We start from the raw sequence: 22471 nt of genomic DNA on the forward strand, positions 1-22471 counted from the left end.
AAGAAGATTGTAAAAAACGGACAACTTTTCGCGATTATCGATTCACACGATCTGGCGAGACAATTTTACTTGGAGCTATACCGTAAAATGTGTGAAAGCTCTTGATCAAATGCGACTGATCGTAATAGCCACATCGGAGAGCTGCATCTGTAAACGAAGTGCGTGTTCCCTTAGCCAGCATTTGCAGCAGCCCTTGAAATTGAATGATTCGACCCAGTTCCTTCGGGCTCATACCCAACTGTTGTTGAAACGTCCTGCGCAAGGTTCTCTCACTGTAATTCACTTTTTCGGCAAGCGCGGCCATGGAAAGATTTCCTCTGTATTCATATAAGTAGTTCATGCTTGTCAATAGCAACTGGTCTGACGGATCATCCTTCCACAATCGTTTGATAAGCTCCTGCTCCAACCATGCGATCCGCTCTGCCGTATCGGAAGCCTCGAGCAAGCCCTCTATCACCTCATCCGCCTCTTTACCCCAGATGTCTTCCAGATTGGGATGATGTCCGTTGATCATGGCGACGGGATAGCGCCAAAAGCGAGCTGCTCCCTCAGCGTAAAACCGAATGCCGATCAAAGATTGTGGTTCGGTTACTAGCATGTCTTCATACGTCCGCATCAGTCCCGTTAGAAATGCCCCCTTCTTTACAGAAGTAGCTCCGAGATTGAAAATGATATCGACGCATCCATCCGGAATGACTCGGCTCGTACGTGCGATACCCTCACCGTTGTACTCTGAGGCCCAGTAGCAGGCGATATAGTTCGCCAGGCTTTTGCTGGGCATATATTCTCGGTAACGGTACTCATTTTGGACGTTCGCTCGTTGCAGGGTCGGAGGTTGTACTGGGCGATATTGCCGCATGATTTTCGCCATCCTTGTCCAATGGATTAGAACATATATTCCCCCACAATTTTCTAAATCCTTCTCACTCCTCGGCATTTTTTGAAAAACGCCAGTCTCATCGGGAGCCAACAAAAACGGCTGTGAATGTAGTTGCATATGTTAGGACGAATGGATTTTTCGAAAGTGAGGTGCATGGTGTGATCTCTTCTTCCAAGTGGAAACTTCATCAGTTCTTTTCAAAAAGTCCGCACATCCGCCCTTACCTCCCGCCTACTTCCTTGTATCAGCCTGCACATTTGGACTCGTTTGTAGCGAAGTATTCAACCGTCTATATCAAACCAACGCGAACCCATATGGGAAAAGGCATTATCCGTGTCTGGAAAACGGACGACGGGGGCTACCAGTTCGTCAAAGAACGTGGAGAGCCGATGCACGCTATGACCTTGGCAGACTTGAAGCAGCAGCTCGCCAGCCTGTGCACAGAAAAAAATTACGTCATACAAAAAGGGCTGGATTTAGCTGAAATCGACGGCCGCCCCTTTGATATTCGCATCATGATGATGCGCAATGGATTAGGCAAATGGCAGTATGCTGGCATGCTAGCCAAGGTAGCCGGTTCCGACAGTATTATTACCAATGTCGCTCGCGGCGGCGGATATGCCGTCACAGTCCCCCATGCCTTGAAAAAATCTGGAGCAGTCGCGCCAGCCAAATTGAAAAGTGTCGTCTCTGATTTGATCCAAATCAGTCACCGCGTATGTGCCCACTTTAATAAATATCGGCACAGTGCGCAAATCGGCGTCGATTTTGCTATTGATAAAGCTGGAAACCTCTCCATTATTGAGGTCAATTACGACTTTCCATCCCACGGGCTGTTTGCCAAGCTCAAAGACAAGACCTATTACCATACGATAAAAAGACTTCACTCTCAGTATAAAAACCGCGTGAAACGAAAACAGAGGAAGGCATAAATCGCCCTCCTCTGTTCGTCTTATTTGTATATTCGTCTTATTCGTGCGCCAATGTTCCTTTTGTCTCGAGCATGGAGGTGCAGTTCGGGCAACGTGTAGCCTTGATCGGAATAGCCGAGATGCAATGCGGGCACTCTTTCGTTGTCTCAGGTGCTTTCTCTACTTCTTGCTTGCGTTTGAAACGGTTGAGCTGCTTGATGACGATAAAAATAGAAAAGGCAATGATGACAAAATCAATCACGGAATTGAGGAACAACCCGTAATTCAGTGTCGCAGCTTTTGCTGCTTTTGCTTCCGTAATCGTATTATAAGGAACTCCACTCAAATTGATGAACAAACCGGAGAAATCCACCTTGCCTAGAAGCAACCCGATCATGGGAGTAATGATGTCATTGACAAGCGAGGTCACAATCTTCCCGAAAGCCCCACCGATAACGACACCGACAGCGAGATCCATCACATTTCCTTTTAACGCAAACTCTTTAAACTCTTTTAACACAATGACTTCCTCCTTAAATTCCTAATAAAAAATGGCTGACAAAGCGCTCATGGTCAACCTCCAAGCACACGTCCACATTCGGCTGCTGCGCTGGATGTTCCCGTCTGTCCCCAATCGTACGGGCATCACTTGCTCCCCCGGACGTATCTACCGCAACGTGCATCGGGACTGCCTTCACAAACGTCGGATCAATGACCACACCTACCGCCAATGGATCATGCAGACCGCAGCCGCGCAAATTGCCCACTGTGGCGTAGGCATTCATGTACACCTCGCACATATCCGCGAAGACATGATGCAAGCGTGTATCCTTCGCTCTCCATTCCTGCAAGTGCTCGCGGGTGAGCAGCGTTTGCATGGTCACATCTAGGCCTACCAGCGTCACTGGAATACCGGACTGGAAGACATACGCTGCCGCTTCCGGATCGGCGCAAATATTCGCCTCCGCTACAGGCGTGCGATTCCCCGGCACTGTTACAGCTCCTCCCATCACGACCACTCGTTTGACAAGGGATACGATTTCTGGTGCAGCCATAATCGCTTGCGCCAGATTGGTCATGCTCCCGACGGTCACGAGTGTCAATTCGTGAGGATGTTCCTTTATCGCAGAGATGAGAAATTGTGTGGCACACTGTGGCTGAGCCGTTGTCGATGGCTCAGGAAGGACAACATTGCCTAGCCCGTTTTCACCGTGGAACAGCCTTGCTTTTCCTGCGAGGTCGCGAACAATCGGCTTCGATGCCCCCTGATAGACAGGAATCGCAGAGGCACCCAGCAGCTCTAGCACCTGTAAGGTATTGCGTGTTGCTTCTTCCACCGTAATATTGCCAAAAGTCGTGGTAATCCCACACACTTCAAGAGCAGGCGAGTGAACGGCATAAGCAATCGCCAGCGCATCATCAATCCCGGTATCTACATCCAAAATGATTTTTTCCATGCGCTTATACCCCTCCCTGATCCAAAACGGTTTGCAGCCAGTGCTCTGCCTCTACCATCTCAACCTCAATACATACGGCCGTATCGGTTCCTATACTTGGTTTCGCCCGTAGATCGGCTAGAATGGCACCGCGTGACAATTCGCTTTTGCATTCGACTGAGAGCTTCATCTGCTCCGTCCGCACCTTTTCAGGCGAGAGAGCCGCGAGCATCGCTACCCATGCATGGAGCACACGAGCAGAAATGGTGAACTGCATGTCTGACATCGTCGTTCTATCGATCAGGCCCGCTGCTTGTGCGAGACTTCCCAGTGTATGTACTTGCTCTTCCGTCAAACGAAACGAGCTAGTTGTATCTATTGGAACAAGCACCAACGGCAAGCGGGCTGCCAAAACGAGCGCAGCTGCTTCTGGATCACCATGCATGTTTGTTTCCGCAATGGCCGTAACATCTCCTGGTACGCGTATGGCTCCACCCTGCACCACGATTCGCGTAAATTTACGCGCCAACAATGGATCACGCGCGACAGCCAAAGCTAGCGTCGTCAAACGGTCAAACGTCACGAGCGTCAAGTCACTTTCCTCATCCTGCGTGTTCTCTGCAAGGAGCCGTACACCTTCCGAGGTGGTCGGCTCTATCGTTCCCGAGAAAAGCGGTTGCTTGGCACCTGTAACGATTGGAATATCATAGCCTGGCTGCGCAAAATCAATCAGCTTGCTGGCCAAGCTTGACTGTGTGTCTCTGCAAATGATTCCTGCCACTTGAACATCAGGCGACCGCAAAGCATACAGCAAGGCCAGCCCTTGTCCAAATCCACCGCAAAACTCGATGATCAACCGGTGTTTTTTGCCACAATCTCATCTCCCGCTTCTCGCTATTGCCATTTGTCAAAACCGCTTTTCCTATGCTATCCAAATCAGCAGCAACCGTCAAATATCCAAATGCTCATCTCTACCTTCTCTTCTCTTGCATCGAACTGATAACTATTTTACACTTATTCATAACTTCGACAAAAATCGCCATCACGCAAGACTAATGCGCCAAGCCATGCAAAAGGAGTATAACGGTCATGCTTTCGTTGAACCACTCAACCATGGATGCTATTTCTCTCGTGAAAAACCAACTGATCCAAGCGATTGTGCAGCACCAAACGAAGCCTTATCTGCCTGTTTGGGGAGAACTGTTTACGGCGTTGCGGGAAATCCAAAAGGCAGGCCAGCATTCACAGAAAAATATTCACGTCTATTCCATTGAGCCGACAGGCGATCTCTGGTATTTGTACCGAGAGAATGTTTTTTCTGTCGATCTGCCTGGGATGGGCATCACGATTTCTCTCACCCAGGAGCAATTAATTGATGCCTTGCTGAAAGGAAGCTTTCAACCTACCTATCGATAACAGAGCCGTTATGAGAAACGGCTTTTTTTCATGCATTTTGAACAAAAAAAAGCCCCAAGATCAAATCTTGGGAGAGAGCAGTACGTTGTATTCACGTGAATAAGCTCATTCTATATCCAACTACCCACTCATGCCAGCTGTATATTCAGGTAATTGTACCTATTTTTGTACAATAGCAAAAAAAAGAGGCGGCCCTTCTGCACAGATTGGGTGCCGCCATCCCGAACTTCCCCAAGTTCGTTCATATTGGAATTGTACTATGAAACAGTCCTATCGAAAAGTGTCAGGTTTTGTTTTCCTGTGAATTATTGCAAATCCCTGACGCCTGCTCGGGCGATCAGGGATCATTCTATTTGCTATCGTTGTTGAGCACATCAGCAGCTCTTGGTCCAAAAATGATATACAAATAGACATATTGGCTGACGCTAACTCGAGGAAAGACGAACGCAACACTGGTCTTGCCCTCTGGTTGTCTGACAAAATAACGCAATTTGCTTGTTTTGATCCTTTTCACAATGCGTGTCGCTTCTCGCCATGGTACGGAAAATTGAACGCTTTTTTCCATCAGCACCAACACCTCTCACGGCTAGTATGCCCGGATTGGTAAAATTACACACTCACTCATACCGCAGTGCGTCAATTGGCTTGAGCTGTGCTGCTTTTCTCGCCGGATACACACCAAAAATGACACCGACCAATGTAGAGGTCAAAAACGCATACATGATCGGCGACAGACTAATTGAGGTCGCCATCTGACCGAGCTTGCTAACCAGTAACGCAGCCCCTACCCCTAAGGCAATACCAATCACCCCGCCAATCAGGCTAAGCGTAACCGCTTCGATCAAAAACTGGCGGAGAATATCTCCCCGCTTGGCTCCAATCGCCTTGCGAATCCCGATCTCCCGTGTTCGCTCCGTGACAGAAACAAGCATAATGTTCATTACGCCGATCCCGCCAACAATCAGCGAGATAGCGGCAATGCCAGATAGCAGCGCGGTCATCGAGCTGGATACTGACTGTGCCGTACTTAAAATATCTGACTGAGACGTAATGCGGAAATCATCGGCAACTTGTGGCCGTAGTTTGTGATTGGCACGAAGGGCTTGCTGAATATCTTGTTGCGCCTTCTCCATCAAGTCCGACGATGCTGCCGAGACATAGATCGAGCCCACGTTTTTGCCTCCAGTCAACCTGTTCATCGCAGTGGTAATCGGAATGATGATCCGATCGTCGTTGTTTGTCATGCCTGAGCTTCCCTGGCTCTGCAATACGCCGATGATCGTAAACGGAATCCGGTTGATCTGAACAGTTTGCCCTACTGGATTCGCTCCTTTAAACAGGTTGCTGACCACCTCTGTCCCCACGACAGCCACGTTGTATTGCATCTTCACTTCAAAGTTGCTAAAGAAACGCCCTTGTCCTACTTCTACATTCCTCACCTGAGGGAAATCGGCTGACGTCCCCTCGAGGGTACTGGAATAGTTATTGCTTCCCCAGACAATCTGCCCCCGCGCATTGACGCTGGGAGCCACACCCGAAATGGACTCTTTTTGCATCAGGGTTTCTACATCTGCCATCGTCAGCGTATTCAGAGAGCCAGCCCCAAGGCTTACCCTGCCTTGTGTCGCCTGTCCAGGTGTGACAATCAGCAGGTTGCTCCCTAAACCATTGATTTGCGATGCAACAGACGTGGAAGTCCCTTCCCCGATCGCCACCATCGCGATAACAGCTGCCACACCGATGATGATTCCCAGCATCGTGAGAACGGAGCGCAAACCATTTGCCCTGATGCTGCGAAATGAAATGCGTACACATTCAATAAAGCTCATCTGCTCTCCCCTCCATCGACACCCTCCTGCGATCCTCCACCACTTCATCCGCGATGATTTGCCCATCACGAAACCGGACGATCCTCTTGGCATACTCCGCAATATCAGGTTCATGTGTCACCAAAATAACCGTTTTGCCCTCATCGTTCAGCTTTTGAAAAATACCCATGATCTCTTCACTCGTCTTCGTGTCCAGCGCCCCTGTCGGCTCATCTGCCAGCAGGATGACGGGATCATTGACGAGAGCTCGCGCGATCGACACGCGTTGCTGCTGTCCACCTGACAGCTCATTGGGCTTGTTGTTCAATCGCTCTGCCAGCCCGACACTCGTTAATGCCCGGATAGCTTTTTCTCTTCGTTCCCGTGCAGACGTGCCTCCATATAATAGAGGAAGCTCTACATTTTCAACTGCGGTTGTACGTGGCAACAGATTAAAATTTTGAAAAACAAAGCCGATTTTCTGATTGCGGATAACCGCTAATTCATCGTCATGTGCTTGTGATACAGGATAGCCGTCTAAAAAAAATTCTCCCGAGGTAGGCTTATCCAGACAGCCAATCACATTCATCATGGAAGACTTGCCTGAACCGGAGGGGCCCATGATTGCCACGAAGTCCCCTTCCTCAATCGACAAGCTGACACCCCTGAGTGCATAAATCTCCTGATCTCCGATGACGTACTGTTTTCTCAGCTCTTCTATTTGAATGACCGGTTTCATCTGCTTACCGTCCCCTTATCTGGACGCCCATTCCGCCGAATCCCGGCATACCGCCGCCGCCCATTCGATTTCCATTTTGACTCGTTCCAGCTGAGGTCTGTGTATTTACGAGGATGACGACGCGCTCTCCTTCGGTAAGACCCTCCGTCACCTCTACCTGATCGGCAGTGAAGTACCCCATTTTGATCGGAACAAATCGATACGGCATATTCGCTCTGCCCTCTTTGCCTCCACTGCGGTTATTCGCTTGCTTCGCCTCAGCCTGATTTCCTTCCGCTCCTTCACCAGCTTGTTGTGCAGCAGCCTCTCTTAGCACATACACGCCATCCTTGCCATTTTGCGTTTGCAGCGCTTGCGCAGGTACCACAAGCACATTTTTATGGGTTCCTCGTTCGATCGCGACGTTCATCGTCATCCCGATCTTCAATTTGTTATCTTGGTTTGCCACAGACAAAAGCACATCATAAGTGGTGACTCCAGCGTCGGTTTTCGCTTCTGGATAGATCAGCTTTACTTTTCCACGGAACGTCTCATCCGCATAAGAACTCGTCGTAAACGTCACAGGCAAGCCTTCCTGAACTTTTCCGATGTCACTCTGGCTAATCTGGGCCAATACCTCTAAATCTCCGCTATTCGAATTATCCATGATAATGAAATCATTGCCGGGTATTTCTCCTACATTGCCATTCATTTGGACGATCACACCGTCCATTGGTGCTTTCAAGGTGACTGCTCTCAGTGCTTTTTGTGCTTGTTGCAGCCCCGCTTTTGCCTGTTCCACCGCTGCTTTGGCCGATAATACTGTGGCGGCATCGGGGCCTTCATTCGCTTCCTGCAACGCTTCTTGCGCTGTTTGATACGCAGCCAAAGCCTGCTCTACCTTTACACTGGCCTGCCCTGTCGTCTGTCCGGCTGTTAATACCGCCGAGTTGTAATCGCGTTGGGCTTGGTCCAACGCGGACCGGGCACTGTCGAATTCACTCTTGGCAATCGCACCTGCCGCAAACAAGGCCTGCTGAGAAGTGTACGTCTTCTGGGCACTCTCTAAGTTGGCTTTTGCCTTCTCTACGTCATTCGCCGCTTTTTTTCCATCAATGTTTTGCTTTGCCAGCTCCCATTCGTTCTTGGTCTGATTGACGGCAGCTTGCAAAGAAGTGATTTCAGCGGCACTCTTGCGCTTTTGTGCCTCCTCTAGCTTGGCTTGCGCCGATAAAAGATTGGCTTCCGCATTGGTCACCTGGATTCTCGCTACGGAATCGTCCATCGTCGCCAGAACTTGCCCTGCCTTCACAGCATCACCAACGCCGACCTCAATGGTAGAAATCGCATCCTTAGCTTCTTCTGCATCAGAAAACGAGAGAGACGAGCGCTTGGAAGCCTGGACAGTGCCTGACGCCTGCACGACTTCTGAGATGTCTCCCCTTTTTACCGTCTCTACTTGAAAAGCGGCCTGCGCCGATTGTGGGGTAAATAACGACTGGTAGCCGAATATACCACCTGAAACGCCCACGGCCCCGACAACCAAAACTCCAACCATCCACCTTTTCTTGTTGCTTCCTACTTTCGAAAACAACTCTCTCTTTTTCTCCTTGTGAGTCACGCTCAGTCCTCCTACCGTCTACTTGATTGAAGACTTGTCTTTTTGATTGCGACCACTATACGGAACGAATACGTCAGGGGAAAGTCAGATAGCTTCATACTGGACTCAACAAAAGAGAACGATTCTCAGTAAGTATTGACGATCGAATAAAGTCACCCTATAATTAGCTCGAATCCAATTGATAATGATAATCAATATTGATTTCAACATTTTTCATTAGGAGGTTACTTCCATGTATCGTGCATTCCGTTTGAGGCTATTTTTTCTCCTCCTTCTTTTAGCAGTTGTTTTACATATTTCAGGATGTGGCTCTACTGCTTCGCCAAAGGAACAAAGCGCCAACGAACAGACAGAAAGTCAGTCCCTGCTCACTCGAACCTATAAAGATGCTTATTCGGACGTGGAGATCCCAGCCAGCCCACAAAAAATTGCCGTTCTGCTCGACTATTTCTCTGATCCGTTATTAACACTTGGAATAAAGCCTTACGCAGCCACTACTTCCTTAGTGAATGATCAGTTTTTACCCTATATCGCCAAAGAGATGGAAGGTGTCATTCCCATTGGCAGCTCAGAGTCGTTGAACATGGAGCGCCTTCTTGAGTCTGAACCCGACCTGATTATCGCTTTTGGACCTTCCCATGAAAAAGTTGCCGATCAACTGCGCAAAATTGCTCCTACGATATTCATAAGTAGTGAACTGCAAGGAGACTGGCGTCAAATGCTGCTAGAGTTCGGTAAAATCGTAGGAAAAGAGGAGCTGGCACAACAAGAACTGAAGAAATATTTGGACAAGGTAGAAGCTGCCAAAATAGAATTGGACAAGCGTGCGGGTAATGAAGTATTTGTCGTCATGCGTGTCATGCCAAAGGAGCTTCGAGTATATGGGGTCGACGATACTCGTATCGGGAGAATCATTCATCAGGAACTAGATCTACAAGGGGTGAAACTGGAAGGTAACAAGCCGATGATACCGATTTCTTTTGAAGAGCTGCCAGCCTTGAATCCAGACCATATCTTTTTGATGGAGAATGTAGAAAAAGAAGCAAAAAATAAATTGGCTGAAATGAAAAGCTCAGCGGTATGGAAAGGACTCTCCGCCGTTCAAAAAAATCAGGTTTATATCGTGGAACAACAACTGTGGAATCGTGGAGTTACTCCGATGGGGGCTAATCACATCATTGATCAGGTCTTGGAATTTGTAAAATAACGTATCGCGGTGGGGCTTGTTCATTGTCCATAATGTATAAAAAAAATGCGACCGGGCCTAACCTAGTCGCTTTTTGTCCATACGTATGTTATTTACGCAAAATCAAGGTGAATGTACTGCCCGACAAGGTACTTTCTGTCAGGGTCAACCTACCGCCTAACGCTTGGGCAATCATTCTGCTAAAAGAAAGACCAAGCCCCAGCCCACGAACGATATGCTTCTTGTCCTCGCCTCGGTAGAATCGCTCGAAAATCAAAGACTGTTCTTCTATCGGTATCCCACGTCCATTGTCCTTCACGTCAATGCGGATTTCTTCTGCTGTTGCCGATAAGGACACGGAAATCCGCCCCTCTGATTCCATTGCCTGCGCAGCATTATTTAATAGATTGTACATGACCTGCTGCACACGTAACGGGTCGGTCTGCACCACGATTGGTTCAGGCGGTTTTTCGATGTGCAAAATAAGCTTTTCTTCTTCCTGTGCAATCTTCCATTGGTGCGTGATTTCCAGGATGAGCTCTTGCATGTTTTGCGGTTGTGGGCGGATGCGAATGTCACCGACAGCAAAAGAGTTAAAATCGAGCAAATCCTCTACCATCTTCTGCAGACGCGTCGTTTCTTTTGTACAAATATCTAAAAACTCCTTGGCCTCTTCTCCACTCACGACATCATCCTTCACCGCTTGCAACAGGCCACTGATGGAGGTCACGGGAGTCTTCAGCTCATGGGTCACGCCTGCTAACAGCTCCGTACGCATCATTTCAAGCTGTTGCAGCCGATCTGCCATTTCTTTAAAAGAATGGATCAGCTCATATACCTCTTGTTCGCGCTTGTTTTTATCCAAATGAATCTCATAATTCCCCAGTACGATTTGCTTAGCGGCGTCGGCCACATCTTTAATGGGCTGAGATAACTTTTTTGTCAGTAAATAAATAATGAGCCACCCAAGCAATCCAAGACTAACTAGCATGATCGTCAGCAACTGGAATTCGGTCGTGCTTCGCATCACATGCTGTTGTGGGATGAATAGCATGACCCAGCCTACGACTCGGTCATTAACCTCAATGCTTTCCTTTACGAAAAGCACGTCGCTGCCCCGCTCCAGTTGAATCTGTGACATGCTGTCATCCGCTTCTACCAAATTAGGAGCAATGCGCTTCAGTTCCCCAGAAAAAGGCCCTGGAACGCCAAACACAGGTCGCTTCTGTTCATCTAAAATGACCAAGATTGGTTTGTAATTGACTCCGAGTGACTGCTGACGACTGTCCACAATCCGAAACAGAAAAGGAGCCATCTTCACATTGCCATCTGCATCGACGACCCGGTCCGATACTTCTGCTGCCATCAGCTTCATAAAATCAAGGCGTTTTTGGGTCTCACTGTACGAAATCCAGTAGCTGGACGCAACCCCGATCACGAAAAGGCCGATACACAATGTGATCAAATAACGGGTCGTCCAATAACGAAATAAGGAGGTTCGCCTTTTCTCACTCATATACACATAGCTTGTATCCCAAGCCCCGGTATGTTCGAATTTCCCCTTCGGATGTCGGCCAATTCTCCAAGGATCGTCTGATGCGTTTGATCGCTAGGTCTACTGCGCGATCACTTCCTTCGTAGTCCATCCCCCACACTTGTTCAATTAATTGTTCTCTGGTGAACGTCTGATTTTTGTACTGTGCCAAAAAGAGAAACAGATACAAGTCCTTTGGAGTGAAGGCCAGCTCAATGCCGTGTAGCATGACTGAATACGCCTTGAAGTCGACATTCAGACTGCCAAACTTCTTTACATTACTTCCTTCTATCAATTGTTTCGAACGACGTAATACTGCATGTACGCGAGCGACCACTTCGTCAGCAATAAAGGGCTTGGTGATATAATCATCGGCGCCTTTGTTCAAGCCCGCCAGCTTGTTATCGATTTGTCCCAACGCTGTCAGCATGATGACCGGACACGAGCTTTTCGCCCGAATATATTCGAGAATACTCCATCCGCTTCGTCCAGGTAGCATCACATCCAGCAAGACGAGCGCAGGATTGAGTGAATCAAACTTCCGCTCTGCTTCCTCGCCGTTAAATGCTTGTTCGACCTGAAAATTATTTTTTTCCAAGTACGCCTTCAATACCCGAGAGATGGGTAACTCGTCTTCCACGATTAAGATGTTTTGCATGCTCGTACTCTCTCCCCTCTGCTCGGACTACTCTCCCCTTTAGCGTAGGACATGAATATGTCAAGCAGATGTCTGGAAGGAAGCATACTTTATAAGTAAAATAAAGAGACCTGAATGCAAATAGGGAGGTTTTTCTCATGAAACGCTTAACCGCGGAAGAAAAAAACGGTTTGTATAAAGCCATCAGTAATCGTCGCGATATTCGTAGCTTTCGTCAAGACCCTGTCGCCCCAGAAAAGCTCGCCATGATCTTGGCTGCTGCCCACCATGCTCCTTCTGTCGGATTCATGCAGCCTTGGAATTTTGTCCTGGTAGAAGACGACGCAACCAAACAAGCTCTCGCAGAATGTGCGGATAAAGAACGCCGGGCGCTAGCCATCCACTACGAAGGTACGGGACGAGAGTCGACCTTTTTAGAGTTGAAAATTCAAGGGATCAAGGAAGCGCCTGTCACCATCTGTGTCACTTGTGATCCTACACGTGGCGGAGACCATGTACTCGGACGCAATTCCATCCCGGAAACAGATATTATGTCTGTCAGCTGTGCGATCCAAAACATGTGGCTGGCAGCCTACGCAGAAGATTTGGCGATGGGCTGGGTCAGTTTTTATAAGAAGGCAGACGTGCGTCGTATCCTGAACATACCGCCGCATATCGATCCTGTCGCATTGCTGTCGATCGGCTACACGGATCATTATCCGGAACGTCCACTCTTGGAGTTGCACCAATGGAGACAACGCGAGGACCTACAACAGTTGATTTATCGGGAGCAGTGGGGGAGCAAGGCGTAAGCCGCGACGAAAGACTAAAAAGAAAAAAGGTTCCCGTTTCGAGCATGGGAGCCTTTTTCTTTCAGGAAAGGAACACGAAATGAAAGAAATTCTATTGAAATACCTAACTAGATTTACAACCCTTTCTGAAAAAGAACAACAGGCAATCGTTGAAGAAATCGTTACGGAGGAATATAAAAAAGGAACGATACTGCTTCGACAAGGAGATGTTCCCACGAAATGTTATTTTGTATTGAAGGGATGTGTCAGACAGTATTCAATAGATGAGACGGGGAAAGAAGTTACCTCCCAATTCTACACAGAAGAACAAACCATTGTGAACCTGGGGCAGCGTAAGCTAGATCAGTCATCTGCATATTTTTTAGCTTGTCTCGAAGACTGTACATTGGTTGTCGGCAATCTTGATACGGTAAGCGACATGTTCAACAAATTCGCACAATTGGAAACCATGTCACGCAAGATGTTAGAAGAAAACCTTGGCGAGATACAAGATGAGTTCGCTTCCTTCATCGCTTCCACACCCGAAGAACGTTACAAAACCGTTTTGCAAAAACGCCCTCACTTAATTGATCGTGTGCCCCAGCATCAATTGGCGAGCTATCTTGGCATGACGCCAGAGTCGTTAAGTCGAATCAAAAAGAGGGTCTCTATCGATAAATAGCAGCGAGTCGTCATCTTTACCTGGGTAATTTCCCGCCCTTGAACAGTAACCAGATCCCAAAGCCCAGCTCTCCTGCGATCATGGGTATTTGAAAGATGGCGGTCAGAATTGAAATGATCTCGATATTTTGCCAATCAAACAAGTTGCTTACGTTGATGAAAATATAACCGATGGAGGCCAGCACCAATAACAAGCCAATGACTTTCGGGATACTTTCTGATTGAAATACCATATACCCGATCATCATCAGATGCCCACCAAAAATAAGTAAGCCAATCGACCAAATGGATTGAAATGCCTCCAAGTAAAGCATCATTTGTCCTGGAACCTGCTCGATTGGCAAGTAGGAATTCGGAGCAGCACTTTTCGCGAGGAGCAAAACAATGAGCAGGTTCAGTATGGCCATTCCCAAAACAGCCGTATACATTAGACGGAACCACGCAGCGAGTAAGGACAAGTATTTATTCGTAGGCTTCAAAAAGAGATAGAGCCCCCAGGCGACGAGTATGTCCGTGATCAGGATCATGAGCCATCCCAAAATTTCCGCTTGGAAAAGCACAGTGGATGTCCGGATATTGTGGAAGGTTGCGTTGGGATCTCCTTCTACGACAAGATTTCCATGAACAAAACCGAAAGAAAAAAAGGAAGCAAACACCATGATGAGAAGTGAAACACCCGCAATCAGAGCCGATTTTCTCTGAATCGATGGCTGATTGATTGAGATCGCCATAAGACCCCTCCTGTTTTGCATTGTTTCATTTTATTGTAGGAGGATGGTTAGAGACGGTCATTGACTTAAATCAATTCTGCATTTTTTCAAAAAAAAACCGCCTGATCAACAGGCAGCATAATAAAGGTAGAGGGGGTAGTACGTGATTCACGGTATCTTCCTGACGTGCCCGAACACGAAGAAGGTTTCACAATTGACGTGACTCACGAACATGGAACTAGCAAAATGGGAAATTTCACCTGATGCCGAGCCCTTCCTCTATGCCCGAATATACCTAGCTAATCGATTTACAAGCGTGGACGCGTCCGATTTGTCGGTATGGCCGCTAGCGGATCATCTGGCCAATAATGCTTGGGATAACGTCCCTTTAAATCTTTTTTCACTTCAAAATACGCATTTGCCCAAAAGCTCGCCAAATCCCGTGTCACTTGTACCGGACGATGAGCTGGTGAAAGCAGATGCAATGTCAGTGGTACTCTGCCTCTGCCTATTCTCGGAGAGTCTTGCCAACCAAACAACTCCTGTAGCCGGACCGAAAGCACCGGTGCCGCTGTATCACTGTAATCGACAGGAATTTTGGAACCGCTGGGGACGATCACATGAGTCGGAGCGTACTCGTCTAGTTGTCTGCGCTGCTCCCATGACAGCATACTCTCCAGCAACGTCGTCACTGACAGCGACTGCAAGTCCTCCTTTCTTTTGAAACCATACACATGGGGAGCGAGCCATTCCTCCAAGGAAGCAAGCAGTGCCTCATCTTCCACATTCGGCCAGTCTTCCTCCAGACGATGCATAAACAACAAACGCTCCCGATGCTGTCTCGCCTGCCGATTCCACGGCAAAATCTCCAAGCCTTCTCCCTTTATTCCGTCCAAAAATGCTGTTAACACCTCATCTGGCGAAGCCTCCGCAGGTATATCCGCCAACAGGATTGCCCCCAACCGTTTTTGCTTACGGCTGCGAACTGCGCCTGCTGATTGCTCCCACCATACGTTCATTCGTTCGGTAATCTGCATCGCACAATCATTCAACAGCTCGCTTTCGTCCAAGCTAGCCGCCAGTAATATCCGACTATCTGTACCTTGGTCATCGAGTTCCGCTGCCACTATATACGGCGAAGCAGTCAGTGGTTGCTGCACGGAAAAAGCCGCCCCCCGCCCATTGCGAAGCAAATAACGTCCATCCACCCTTCGCTGAGCAATCCGATCCGGGTACGCAAACGCCAGCAGTCTTCCCGTCGCTTCTGCACGAGTGGAAGTGTCACTAGGCTTGTTGTTTATCCATACCCGTTTGAAGTACGCCGCCTCCTTCCAAAGTCTTTTGCATGCTCCTACATCAATCGAAAGCTCCACTGCCCCACTCTGTTTGTTTGCTACCTGACGAAGTAGTTCAACACGCGTACGCATATCCGCATCTGCTGAAGCTTGGCGCCCCCGCACAATATCGCGTTCTTCCAAGAGGACAGCCAGCTCGCAAGCCAGTTCACCTTGCCCCAGTTCATTCGCTTTCTGAATCATGTGGCCCACTCTCGGATGCACACCCATCCCAGCCAGCACTCGTCCATGTGGTGTGATCTGCTTCCGCTCATCTAATGCCCCCAGCTGAAGCAGCAGCTCTTGAGCCTGTGCCATCGCTGCCTTCGGCGGGGGATTCAGCCAATCCAGCTCGTCCGCCGACCCAACTCCCCACAGAGCCAGCTCCAAAGCGAGCACAGCCAGATCCGCTTCCATGATTTCAGGTGCCTGCTGTGAAATGAGCATACGATCTTCTTGCTCTGTCCACATTCGAAAGCAGACCCCTGGAGCAAGTCGTCCAGCCCTTCCTCGACGTTGGTCGGCAGACGCCCTCGATACCTTTGCTGTCTCCAGTCTCGTCATCCCTGTTCGTGGAGAAAAGCGCGGGACCCGTTTTAGTCCACTATCAATCACGATGCGTACACCCTCGACAGTCAAGCTCGTCTCGGCAATCGTGGTAGCGAGGACAATTTTGCGCTCCCCTGTTTTCCCGGGCTGGATCGCCTTATCTTGTTCCTCCTGCGACAAATTTCCGTAAAGAGGCGCAATCCGTAAGTTCGTGCCCACACCGCTTTGTTCAAGCAACTCTTGCACCCGTTGAATTTCTTTGGCTCCCGGTAAAAAGACGAGCACATCTCCCTCTTCATGTCTCAACGCTTGGGAGATCATCTGCACAACCGCTTCTTCCAGGCGCCCCTCCATCCGGGAAGTCAAAAAGTGCGTCTCCACCGGAAACATCCTGCCTTTACTACTGACAACAGGAGCATTCCCCAGCAAGGCTGACACAGGCTCGGCATCAAGCGTAGCGGACATCACGAGAATTCGCAGGTCTTCCCGAAACAAGCTTTGTGCCTGAAGACTAAGGGCCAGCCCTAAGTCTGCGTGCAAATTCCGTTCGTGGAACTCGTCGAAAATAACAAGACCGACATCAGATAGCTCCGGATCATCCTGTAGCATTCTCGTCAAAATTCCTTCTGTAATCACTTCAATCCGTGTATCTGGACCTACTCTTGATTCACGCTTGATCCTGTATCCGACCGTTTGTCCAACTTCTTCCCCCAGCAAGGCAGCCATGTAGGTAGCAGCTTGACGTGCGGCCAGTCGGCGTGGGACCAGCATGACAATACGTCGATTTTGTAACCAAGCTTCTTCACACAAGGCCAGTGGTACCCGCGTCGTCTTCCCCGCACCTGGAGCAGCGACCAACACTGCGTTTGTCTCTTTGCGCAGTGTGTTTACCAGCTCTGGCAATACTTCATTTATCGGCAATGCATTCATGTTTTCACCTCATACGAGCAATCATCCTTACCATCATACACGATACAGCAGTGTAGGTTGAGCACCTTGATTTGACGAACAAAATGACTGAATACTCATTCAATAGTATAATGATTCCATCACTATGGGAGGTGTGCGGTATGATTCACATTCATTATCATGAAGACGTGGCATGTCTGGAAGGGATTGTTCGCGTAGGAGATTGGGAATCAGGGATTTATGTTTATGTGACGGATGGCATGCTAGTTGATACTGGCCCGAAAGTACTCGAGCAAGCTCTCGTTCACAGGTTTCAGGAAGCCTCGTTTGATTCAGTCGTACTGACGCACAGCCATGAAGACCATGTCGGTACCGCCTCGTGGATTGCCCAGCATAAACAGGTCCCTCTTTTCATTCACGAAAAAGGAATGGACATTTGCTCCCAAAAAGCACACTACCCTTTCTATCGTAAGCTTACTTGGGGGATTCGCGATCCGTTTGTGGCCCAACCTTTGGATGACATCCATCACTCTCGCTCCATCGAATGGAAAGTTCTTAATACCCCCGGCCATGCCCAAGACCATGTAGCCCTATTGGACGAAAGGACTGGTCGCTTGTTCTGTGGCGATCTTTTTATGGGTGTGAAAACGAAGGTCATATTACGAGAAGAATCGATCCCCACCTTGATGAATTCCCTTCGTACGGTTCTCGCTTGTGACTTCAAGTCGATCTTTTGCGCTCATTCCGGCTATCATCCTGACGGGAAAACACGCTTGCAACAAAAGCTAGAGCATTTGGAGAATCTGTCTGGGGAAATCCTGTATTTGCATAGCCAAGGGCTTTCTCCCCATGAAATAAACAAGCACCTGTTTCCTTCTAAACCGCCAATCATCGCGGCTTCGTCTGGCGAGTTTGACTCGCTGCATATCGTCACATCTGTTCTTGCCGAACACCTTCCTTTTCCAGCGTCGGATAGTATACTAGAAGGATAATCCTTACAATTTCATTAAAAAAAGAGAGGAGAACATATGAAAGTCATCACGGTGTTACTTGCACTCATTTTGGGATTATCTAGTGTTTATCCTGCGGTTTCTCATGCTGCACCGAAGTTTAATGATGTCGATCCGAAGAAATATGGCTGGGCCATGAATTCGATTTCCTTCATGGTAGATAAGGGAGTCGTGAGTGGTTATCCTGACGGTCGCTTCCAGCCTGACAGATTGGTCGATAAAGCAGAAATGACTGTCATGATCTATCGCCTGTTTGATCAATACAGACCGTACAAGACTAACCAAAAGACAGATTATGGCGACTATCGCATCGAACGATTTGCCGACGTGCCTAAAAATCACTGGGCGTACACGGAGATTAGCTCGATCGTCACAAGAGACTGGTGGAACGCTGTCCGCTATTCGTCCCATGGCTATTTTTATTTCCCAGACACGAAACTAAATCGAATTGGTGCAGCAAACGTCCTGCCCGTCTTTATGTTAGAAAACCAAGACATTCCAGCGGCAGAGGTCTTACAAATCCTTTCTGGCATGCGGGATATTCCCATCGTATTGAGTCAGTATTCGCTTGACCCAAACTCGCCTGAAGACTTTTTTCAGGAGGATGGTCGGTACAACGAAGATGGGAGAGACCAAACGAACATCCTATATCCGCTTCTCTTTGGCCAAGATGGCGATGAAATATTGTTTACGGATGACTACAGTGGAATCCTAGGAACAAACCTCGCCCTTTTGCAAAAAACAGGGATCATGACTGCATGGAACGGCCAATTTGAGGCGAGAGAAATGCTGACTCGCGCGGAAGCTGTCACTATTTTGCACAGATTTTATAACTATTTGAAGCAAACGGGGACACTCCGTCAATACTCGAGCAAGTGAAAAACCTCCATCTCGGAGGTTTTTTGCGAATCCTTATTCTTTGTCGATCGGATTGGTGATACCATCCTTGTACGGATCGAAGTAAATTTGTCCATTGGAGCTAATCACCGCGTAATTCACTTCCGCGACACTCAAGCCTTTTTTGCCCACCTGCGAGAGTAGCCACTCGATGGTCAGACTATGTTGGCGTAAATTGCTCTGGATGATTTGGCCATCCATGATTAATTCAATCGGGAATGCCTGCCTATTCCCCGTTTTCAGCTTTAAGTCTCCACGAGTGACAGGTAGAAACTGCGGTTTTCGCAGGATCGATACCTCCCCGTTCAACTCCAGCACAGCATATTGAACTTCTTCGATATTAAAAATGTTTCTCTCCCTCAGCTCTTGATTCAGCGTATCCAAAGACAGCTTCAGCTTGCGCATGTTATCTTCAAGAATTCTTCCATCCTGGATGATCACCGTCGGCTGGCCCGAAAACCATTTTCGCATCTTTCGGCTTTTCAGAGAGAGGAGCATGAGCGAATAGGCGATACCGCTAAAAGTGAGTAACGCCACGATCATATGCGATATTTTGATGATGTTGTTAAAGGCTAGGTTTGCTGTCAGCGCCCCCAAAGTGATCGCAGCGACAAAGTCATGATACGTCATTTGCGCGATTGTCTGCTTGCCCAGCAACCGTGTAATGATCATCATGATCGCAAAAGCCAGCGCTGCTCTCGCAACTACTTCCAGAATTGACTCCATGTTCCACCCCAAAGATGACAAAATTTCCACTATATCCAAATTATAGCCATGTTTTTCAACGGAAAACCCATCCTGACTGTTTAAGCATACAGACTTTTCCTACAAATTCTTCTACAATAGAAATAATCATACCTGTCGAAAGGAACGAATGGATATGGCAATCAAAAAACTGGAACATGTGGGTTTGATGGTAAAAGATTTGGAGGCCTCCATTGCCTTTTACACCGAGGTGATTGGGATGGAGCTAAAAGGAAAGCTCGCTCATTCCAACGGAGTCATTACCCTCGCTTTTCTTGGATTTCCGGGGAGTACAGAGACAGAGCTGGAGCTCATTCACGGATATAGCGATTCACTGCCGGTAGAGGGCAAGGTCCACCATCTGGCGTTTGCTGTGGACAGCCTCGAAGCTGAAATCGACCGCTTGATGCAACTACGTGTATCTTTTATCGATCAGGAAATAACTACACTACCGAACGGTTCGCGTTATATGTTCTTCAAAGGTCCTGATGGGGAATGGCTGGAGCTGTTTGAAAGCACAAGAACGTAGAGGGAAAAGATTCGTCTTTTCCTTCTACGCTCTCTCTTCTTCTATTCTACTTTGATCTCTTTTCTACGTCCCATATACCACTGATAAAACCCTTCTGCCAACTCAATCGGCACATCTGTTACTCCTTTATGACTCACTGGTTTGGCGCGATTGACCGTTTTGATTGAAGCGAGACCTAACTGTTTTTGAAGAAGGTCTCTCTTGACGTTGACCTCAATAATCTTTTCTCGTTTGGAGACAAATAACGTTGTGGTTAAGCTACCTGTTTGGAACTGGATGAAGTGTTCATTCAAGGTGTATCGCGTGTTGTAGAATTCAATGACCTCATAGACCAGAACGAACAGTGTCAAAACAATGGATATGATCCACCATGCTTGCTCCCATCCCCAAATATTCGGCTTGAAGTAGGAAAGCGTACCTGTTCCTATAAGCCAAATCCAGCAGGATCTGACCAAGCGAACCCATAACGATTTGATTGGGAGACTCGTCATTTCTTCCGTAATTTCATACGCAGGCAATATTTCTGAGATCATCTCATACGCACGTGTTACCGGTAAAAATGGATAGAGTGAGCTGACATCCTGTTTATCTTTGTCCGAATCACTATCCCCGCCGACAACCGTCAGCTTGACTTCGGCGAGACCCAGCATGCGCTTTAACAAGGATTGCTTGATTTTAATCGCCTGCACTCTTTCTTTTGCGATCGAAAAAGCTGTTTCTTCGATGACTCCTTTGGCAATGTAAATTCGCTCACGATCCGACGAAATCTCGTATTTTCCGTAACGAATATAGGTCGTGACCATGCCAAACACGATGGATAGGACGAGAAGTCCAACGGCTGTCAGTGTGATCAATGTCCACGAGCTCGTTATAAGCGAATAAATACTTACTACCTGCTCCTCCACGTCGATATATTCGGTTAGCTTGAAATACGCCCATACCAGTAACGTAATCATCCCGAGGAAGCTGAAAGAAGTGAAGGAAGCCTTGATAATCTCTTTTTTCGTTGGCGTAAAGTGAATGGCTCGCTCAGGAGTGGGATACGGCGTACCGATTTCCTCCGAAGAGGTCGCGCCTCCTTCTTTCCCTTCCGCTTCAGGCTCTTTCTCTACTCGCACTGCCTGTTTCGTGTAAGCCTCCAGTCGATCCGCTTCGTTCAGAGAAATCACGGCGAACTCCACGGTAGAATCATCGCCAACCATCCCTGTCTCAAACCGAATGGAAGTCACCTTGAAAATCCGGTGCAGCAGCGTCGTATGTCGATTGACGTTTTGGATTTTGGCAAAGGGGATCGTTTGCTTTTTCTTCGTAAAAATTCCTTCGTAAAGATGGAAGGAAGCATCATCCAGCCTATACTTGTACGAAACCCATTTCAAAACCAGATAGATCAGCATCCCTACTACATAGATGTAAAACACAATTCGCCCGTACGTAATGAATGCGTTCGTCGAGTCACGATTGAACACAAACAGAATCAACGCAGGAAAAAACAGATGCTTTACTTGGGTGATGAGATCAAAAAGGATGTTTAGTAGATGGTATCGTTTTGCTTCCATCACTACTCCACTTCCTTTAATTTGGCGTAGTGAGCAATCTGTTCTCTTAATTGAGAAGCGACATCCCCAGGCAGTCCTGGGATTTCGTGCGAGGAACCCATTGTTTTTATCGAGATAGTGTACAGCCTATACTTTCGTAAAATCGGTCCTTGTTTCGTAGAGACTGCTTGGATTTTCGTCATAGGGACAAGGAAATGTCTCTCTGTGATCACCCCGAATTTCAATTGCAGGAAATCTTCGTCGATATCATATCGCCAGCTTTTATATAAAAAATACGGCTCGACAAAAGACCAAATCATCGCGATCACACCGATCACGAACAATCCGTGCAGACTCCATCCGATCCAATCCTTCCAAGCAAAACGATCATCTAGATAATAAAGGACGGCCAAAATAACCAACCCGATCACTGCCGTAATCCCCTCAGTAATCAGTTGTACCTTGAACGCATCCTTGGACAAGCTTTTTTGCGGTGCCCTTATTGGAGATGGCATATCATCACTCCTGTATGTTTATTACGCTGTCAATTCGCTCTTTCATTCATACGTAAAACAATCCGCCCGGTTTCTACGAACGAATCGTCAATTTTTCATGCATCAAACGAATACTCTTAT

The 22471-nt window shown here is 47.8% G+C and carries 23 protein-coding genes; 8 read left to right on the plus strand and 15 right to left on the minus strand.

The genetic code is table 11. From position 1 onward, the window contains the following. Positions 1-34: 34 nt before the first annotated feature. Positions 35-871 carry an AraC family transcriptional regulator gene (locus tag ACQ5DJ_RS22830; RefSeq protein ID WP_429844456.1) on the minus strand — a complete coding sequence of 279 codons (837 nt, stop codon included), beginning with the start codon at positions 869-871 and terminating at the stop codon, positions 35-37. A 167-nt stretch (positions 872-1038) separates the two neighbouring features. Between ACQ5DJ_RS22830 and ACQ5DJ_RS22835 the strand changes: the two genes are divergently transcribed. Beyond that, a complete protein-coding gene (locus ACQ5DJ_RS22835) occupies positions 1039-1812 on the plus strand; it encodes a YheC/YheD family protein (protein ID WP_429844503.1) in 774 nt (257 codons plus the stop codon). A 37-nt stretch (positions 1813-1849) separates the two neighbouring features. On the opposite strand, the gene mscL is transcribed toward ACQ5DJ_RS22835, so the two are convergent. Genes mscL through ACQ5DJ_RS22850 form a run of 3 tightly spaced genes read right to left on the minus strand, consistent with a single transcriptional unit; the run spans position 1850 to position 4083 of the window. After that, positions 1850-2311, minus strand: a complete 462-nt coding sequence (gene mscL / locus ACQ5DJ_RS22840) for a large conductance mechanosensitive channel protein MscL (protein ID WP_429844457.1) — start codon at positions 2309-2311, stop codon at positions 1850-1852. Positions 2312-2324: 13 nt separating this feature from the next. Next, positions 2325-3248: a nucleoside hydrolase gene (locus ACQ5DJ_RS22845; protein WP_429844458.1), complete on the minus strand. Its 924-nt coding sequence runs from the start codon at positions 3246-3248 to the stop codon at positions 2325-2327. Between the two features lie 4 nt (positions 3249-3252). Then, positions 3253-4083: a nucleoside hydrolase gene (locus ACQ5DJ_RS22850; protein WP_429844459.1), complete on the minus strand. Its 831-nt coding sequence runs from the start codon at positions 4081-4083 to the stop codon at positions 3253-3255. Between the two features lie 233 nt (positions 4084-4316). On the opposite strand from ACQ5DJ_RS22850, the gene ACQ5DJ_RS22855 reads away from it, so the two are divergent. Beyond that, positions 4317-4643, plus strand: coding sequence for a hypothetical protein (locus ACQ5DJ_RS22855; protein WP_429844460.1), 327 nt, complete (start codon positions 4317-4319; stop codon positions 4641-4643). A gap of 349 nt (positions 4644-4992) precedes the next feature. On the opposite strand, the gene ACQ5DJ_RS22860 is transcribed toward ACQ5DJ_RS22855, so the two are convergent. Genes ACQ5DJ_RS22860 through ACQ5DJ_RS22875 form a run of 4 tightly spaced genes read right to left on the minus strand, consistent with a single transcriptional unit; the run spans position 4993 to position 8790 of the window. After that, positions 4993-5208 carry a hypothetical protein gene (locus ACQ5DJ_RS22860; protein WP_429844461.1) on the minus strand — a complete coding sequence of 72 codons (216 nt, stop codon included), beginning with the start codon at positions 5206-5208 and terminating at the stop codon, positions 4993-4995. A gap of 52 nt (positions 5209-5260) precedes the next feature. Further along, complete coding sequence (locus tag ACQ5DJ_RS22865; RefSeq protein ID WP_429844462.1) at positions 5261-6472, minus strand: ABC transporter permease; 1212 nt, start codon at positions 6470-6472, stop codon at positions 5261-5263. Beyond that, positions 6459-7190: an ABC transporter ATP-binding protein gene (locus ACQ5DJ_RS22870; RefSeq protein WP_429844463.1), complete on the minus strand. Its 732-nt coding sequence runs from the start codon at positions 7188-7190 to the stop codon at positions 6459-6461. The genes ACQ5DJ_RS22865 and ACQ5DJ_RS22870 overlap by 14 nt, the downstream gene beginning before the upstream one ends. Positions 7191-7194: 4 nt before the next feature. After that, positions 7195-8790 (minus strand): efflux RND transporter periplasmic adaptor subunit, encoded by a 1596-nt coding sequence (locus ACQ5DJ_RS22875; RefSeq protein ID WP_429844464.1) that lies wholly within the window; start codon positions 8788-8790, stop codon positions 7195-7197. A 232-nt stretch (positions 8791-9022) separates the two neighbouring features. On the opposite strand from ACQ5DJ_RS22875, the gene ACQ5DJ_RS22880 reads away from it, so the two are divergent. Next, a complete protein-coding gene (locus tag ACQ5DJ_RS22880; RefSeq protein ID WP_429844465.1) occupies positions 9023-9997 on the plus strand; it encodes an ABC transporter substrate-binding protein in 975 nt (324 codons plus the stop codon). 88 nt (positions 9998-10085) lie between these two features. On the opposite strand, the gene ACQ5DJ_RS22885 is transcribed toward ACQ5DJ_RS22880, so the two are convergent. Together ACQ5DJ_RS22885 and ACQ5DJ_RS22890 are read right to left on the minus strand one after the other, a co-directional pair. Continuing rightward, positions 10086-11492, minus strand: coding sequence for a HAMP domain-containing sensor histidine kinase (locus tag ACQ5DJ_RS22885; RefSeq protein ID WP_429844466.1), 1407 nt, complete (start codon positions 11490-11492; stop codon positions 10086-10088). Beyond that, positions 11485-12168, minus strand: a complete 684-nt coding sequence (locus ACQ5DJ_RS22890) for a response regulator transcription factor (protein WP_429844467.1) — start codon at positions 12166-12168, stop codon at positions 11485-11487. The genes ACQ5DJ_RS22885 and ACQ5DJ_RS22890 overlap by 8 nt, the downstream gene beginning before the upstream one ends. A gap of 137 nt (positions 12169-12305) precedes the next feature. Here ACQ5DJ_RS22890 and bluB point away from each other — a divergent pair, with 137 nt between their 5' ends. Beyond that, positions 12306-12959, plus strand: coding sequence for a 5,6-dimethylbenzimidazole synthase (gene bluB / locus ACQ5DJ_RS22895; protein ID WP_007727497.1), 654 nt, complete (start codon positions 12306-12308; stop codon positions 12957-12959). Between the two features lie 79 nt (positions 12960-13038). Further along, complete coding sequence (locus tag ACQ5DJ_RS22900; protein WP_429844468.1) at positions 13039-13620, plus strand: Crp/Fnr family transcriptional regulator; 582 nt, start codon at positions 13039-13041, stop codon at positions 13618-13620. A 16-nt stretch (positions 13621-13636) separates the two neighbouring features. Here ACQ5DJ_RS22900 and ACQ5DJ_RS22905 read toward each other — a convergent pair whose 3' ends face one another. Both ACQ5DJ_RS22905 and hrpB read right to left on the minus strand, forming a co-directional pair. Then, positions 13637-14350 carry a DUF4386 domain-containing protein gene (locus ACQ5DJ_RS22905; protein ID WP_429844469.1) on the minus strand — a complete coding sequence of 238 codons (714 nt, stop codon included), beginning with the start codon at positions 14348-14350 and terminating at the stop codon, positions 13637-13639. 287 nt (positions 14351-14637) lie between these two features. Next, positions 14638-17142 (minus strand): ATP-dependent helicase HrpB, encoded by a 2505-nt coding sequence (hrpB, locus tag ACQ5DJ_RS22910; RefSeq protein ID WP_429844470.1) that lies wholly within the window; start codon positions 17140-17142, stop codon positions 14638-14640. Positions 17143-17282: 140 nt separating this feature from the next. Between hrpB and ACQ5DJ_RS22915 the strand changes: the two genes are divergently transcribed. Next, positions 17283-18113, plus strand: a complete 831-nt coding sequence (locus tag ACQ5DJ_RS22915; protein ID WP_429844471.1) for an MBL fold metallo-hydrolase — start codon at positions 17283-17285, stop codon at positions 18111-18113. Between the two features lie 36 nt (positions 18114-18149). After that, positions 18150-19010, plus strand: coding sequence for an S-layer homology domain-containing protein (locus ACQ5DJ_RS22920; RefSeq protein WP_429844472.1), 861 nt, complete (start codon positions 18150-18152; stop codon positions 19008-19010). A 33-nt stretch (positions 19011-19043) separates the two neighbouring features. Here ACQ5DJ_RS22920 and ACQ5DJ_RS22925 read toward each other — a convergent pair whose 3' ends face one another. Further along, a complete protein-coding gene (locus tag ACQ5DJ_RS22925; RefSeq protein WP_429844473.1) occupies positions 19044-19754 on the minus strand; it encodes a DUF421 domain-containing protein in 711 nt (236 codons plus the stop codon). Between the two features lie 154 nt (positions 19755-19908). On the opposite strand from ACQ5DJ_RS22925, the gene ACQ5DJ_RS22930 reads away from it, so the two are divergent. Continuing rightward, on the plus strand, positions 19909-20301 hold the full coding sequence (locus ACQ5DJ_RS22930) for a VOC family protein (protein ID WP_429844475.1): 393 nt from the start codon (positions 19909-19911) through the stop codon (positions 20299-20301). A gap of 41 nt (positions 20302-20342) precedes the next feature. Here ACQ5DJ_RS22930 and ACQ5DJ_RS22935 read toward each other — a convergent pair whose 3' ends face one another. Beyond that, positions 20343-21860 (minus strand): PH domain-containing protein, encoded by a 1518-nt coding sequence (locus ACQ5DJ_RS22935; protein ID WP_429844476.1) that lies wholly within the window; start codon positions 21858-21860, stop codon positions 20343-20345. Further along, the gene (locus ACQ5DJ_RS22940) at positions 21860-22351 is read right to left on the minus strand and encodes a PH domain-containing protein (protein ID WP_429844477.1); all 492 of its coding nucleotides are present in this window, start codon (positions 22349-22351) and stop codon (positions 21860-21862) included. Before ACQ5DJ_RS22940 ends, ACQ5DJ_RS22935 begins: the two co-directional genes overlap by 1 nt. Between the last annotated feature and the right edge of the window lie 120 nt (positions 22352-22471).

The organism is Brevibacillus sp. FIR094 (assembly GCF_050477165.1).
Lineage (GTDB): Bacteria > Bacillota > Bacilli > Brevibacillales > Brevibacillaceae > Brevibacillus.

Bases quoted from the DNA above. Each gene is read 5' to 3' on its own strand.
- ACQ5DJ_RS22905 (WP_429844469.1), bottom strand. From the start codon at position 14,350: ATGGCGATCTCAATCAATCAGCCATCGATTCAGAGAAAATCGGCTCTG.
- ACQ5DJ_RS22920 (WP_429844472.1), top strand. From the start codon at position 18,150: ATGAAAGTCATCACGGTGTTACTTGCACTCATTTTGGGATTATCTAGT.
- ACQ5DJ_RS22865 (WP_429844462.1), bottom strand. From the start codon at position 6,472: ATGAGCTTTATTGAATGTGTACGCATTTCATTTCGCAGCATCAGGGCA.
- ACQ5DJ_RS22845 (WP_429844458.1), bottom strand. From the start codon at position 3,248: ATGGAAAAAATCATTTTGGATGTAGATACCGGGATTGATGATGCGCTG.
- ACQ5DJ_RS22880 (WP_429844465.1), top strand. From the start codon at position 9,023: ATGTATCGTGCATTCCGTTTGAGGCTATTTTTTCTCCTCCTTCTTTTA.
- ACQ5DJ_RS22940 (WP_429844477.1), bottom strand. From the start codon at position 22,351: ATGCCATCTCCAATAAGGGCACCGCAAAAAAGCTTGTCCAAGGATGCG.
- bluB (WP_007727497.1), top strand. From the start codon at position 12,306: ATGAAACGCTTAACCGCGGAAGAAAAAAACGGTTTGTATAAAGCCATC.
- ACQ5DJ_RS22870 (WP_429844463.1), bottom strand. From the start codon at position 7,190: ATGAAACCGGTCATTCAAATAGAAGAGCTGAGAAAACAGTACGTCATC.
- ACQ5DJ_RS22925 (WP_429844473.1), bottom strand. From the start codon at position 19,754: ATGGAGTCAATTCTGGAAGTAGTTGCGAGAGCAGCGCTGGCTTTTGCG.
- ACQ5DJ_RS22890 (WP_429844467.1), bottom strand. From the start codon at position 12,168: ATGCAAAACATCTTAATCGTGGAAGACGAGTTACCCATCTCTCGGGTA.
- ACQ5DJ_RS22915 (WP_429844471.1), top strand. From the start codon at position 17,283: ATGATTCACATTCATTATCATGAAGACGTGGCATGTCTGGAAGGGATT.
- ACQ5DJ_RS22885 (WP_429844466.1), bottom strand. From the start codon at position 11,492: ATGAGTGAGAAAAGGCGAACCTCCTTATTTCGTTATTGGACGACCCGT.
- ACQ5DJ_RS22930 (WP_429844475.1), top strand. From the start codon at position 19,909: ATGGCAATCAAAAAACTGGAACATGTGGGTTTGATGGTAAAAGATTTG.
- ACQ5DJ_RS22900 (WP_429844468.1), top strand. From the start codon at position 13,039: ATGAAAGAAATTCTATTGAAATACCTAACTAGATTTACAACCCTTTCT.
- hrpB (WP_429844470.1), bottom strand. From the start codon at position 17,142: ATGAATGCATTGCCGATAAATGAAGTATTGCCAGAGCTGGTAAACACA.
- ACQ5DJ_RS22855 (WP_429844460.1), top strand. From the start codon at position 4,317: ATGCTTTCGTTGAACCACTCAACCATGGATGCTATTTCTCTCGTGAAA.
- ACQ5DJ_RS22830 (WP_429844456.1), bottom strand. From the start codon at position 871: ATGGCGAAAATCATGCGGCAATATCGCCCAGTACAACCTCCGACCCTG.
- ACQ5DJ_RS22860 (WP_429844461.1), bottom strand. From the start codon at position 5,208: ATGGAAAAAAGCGTTCAATTTTCCGTACCATGGCGAGAAGCGACACGC.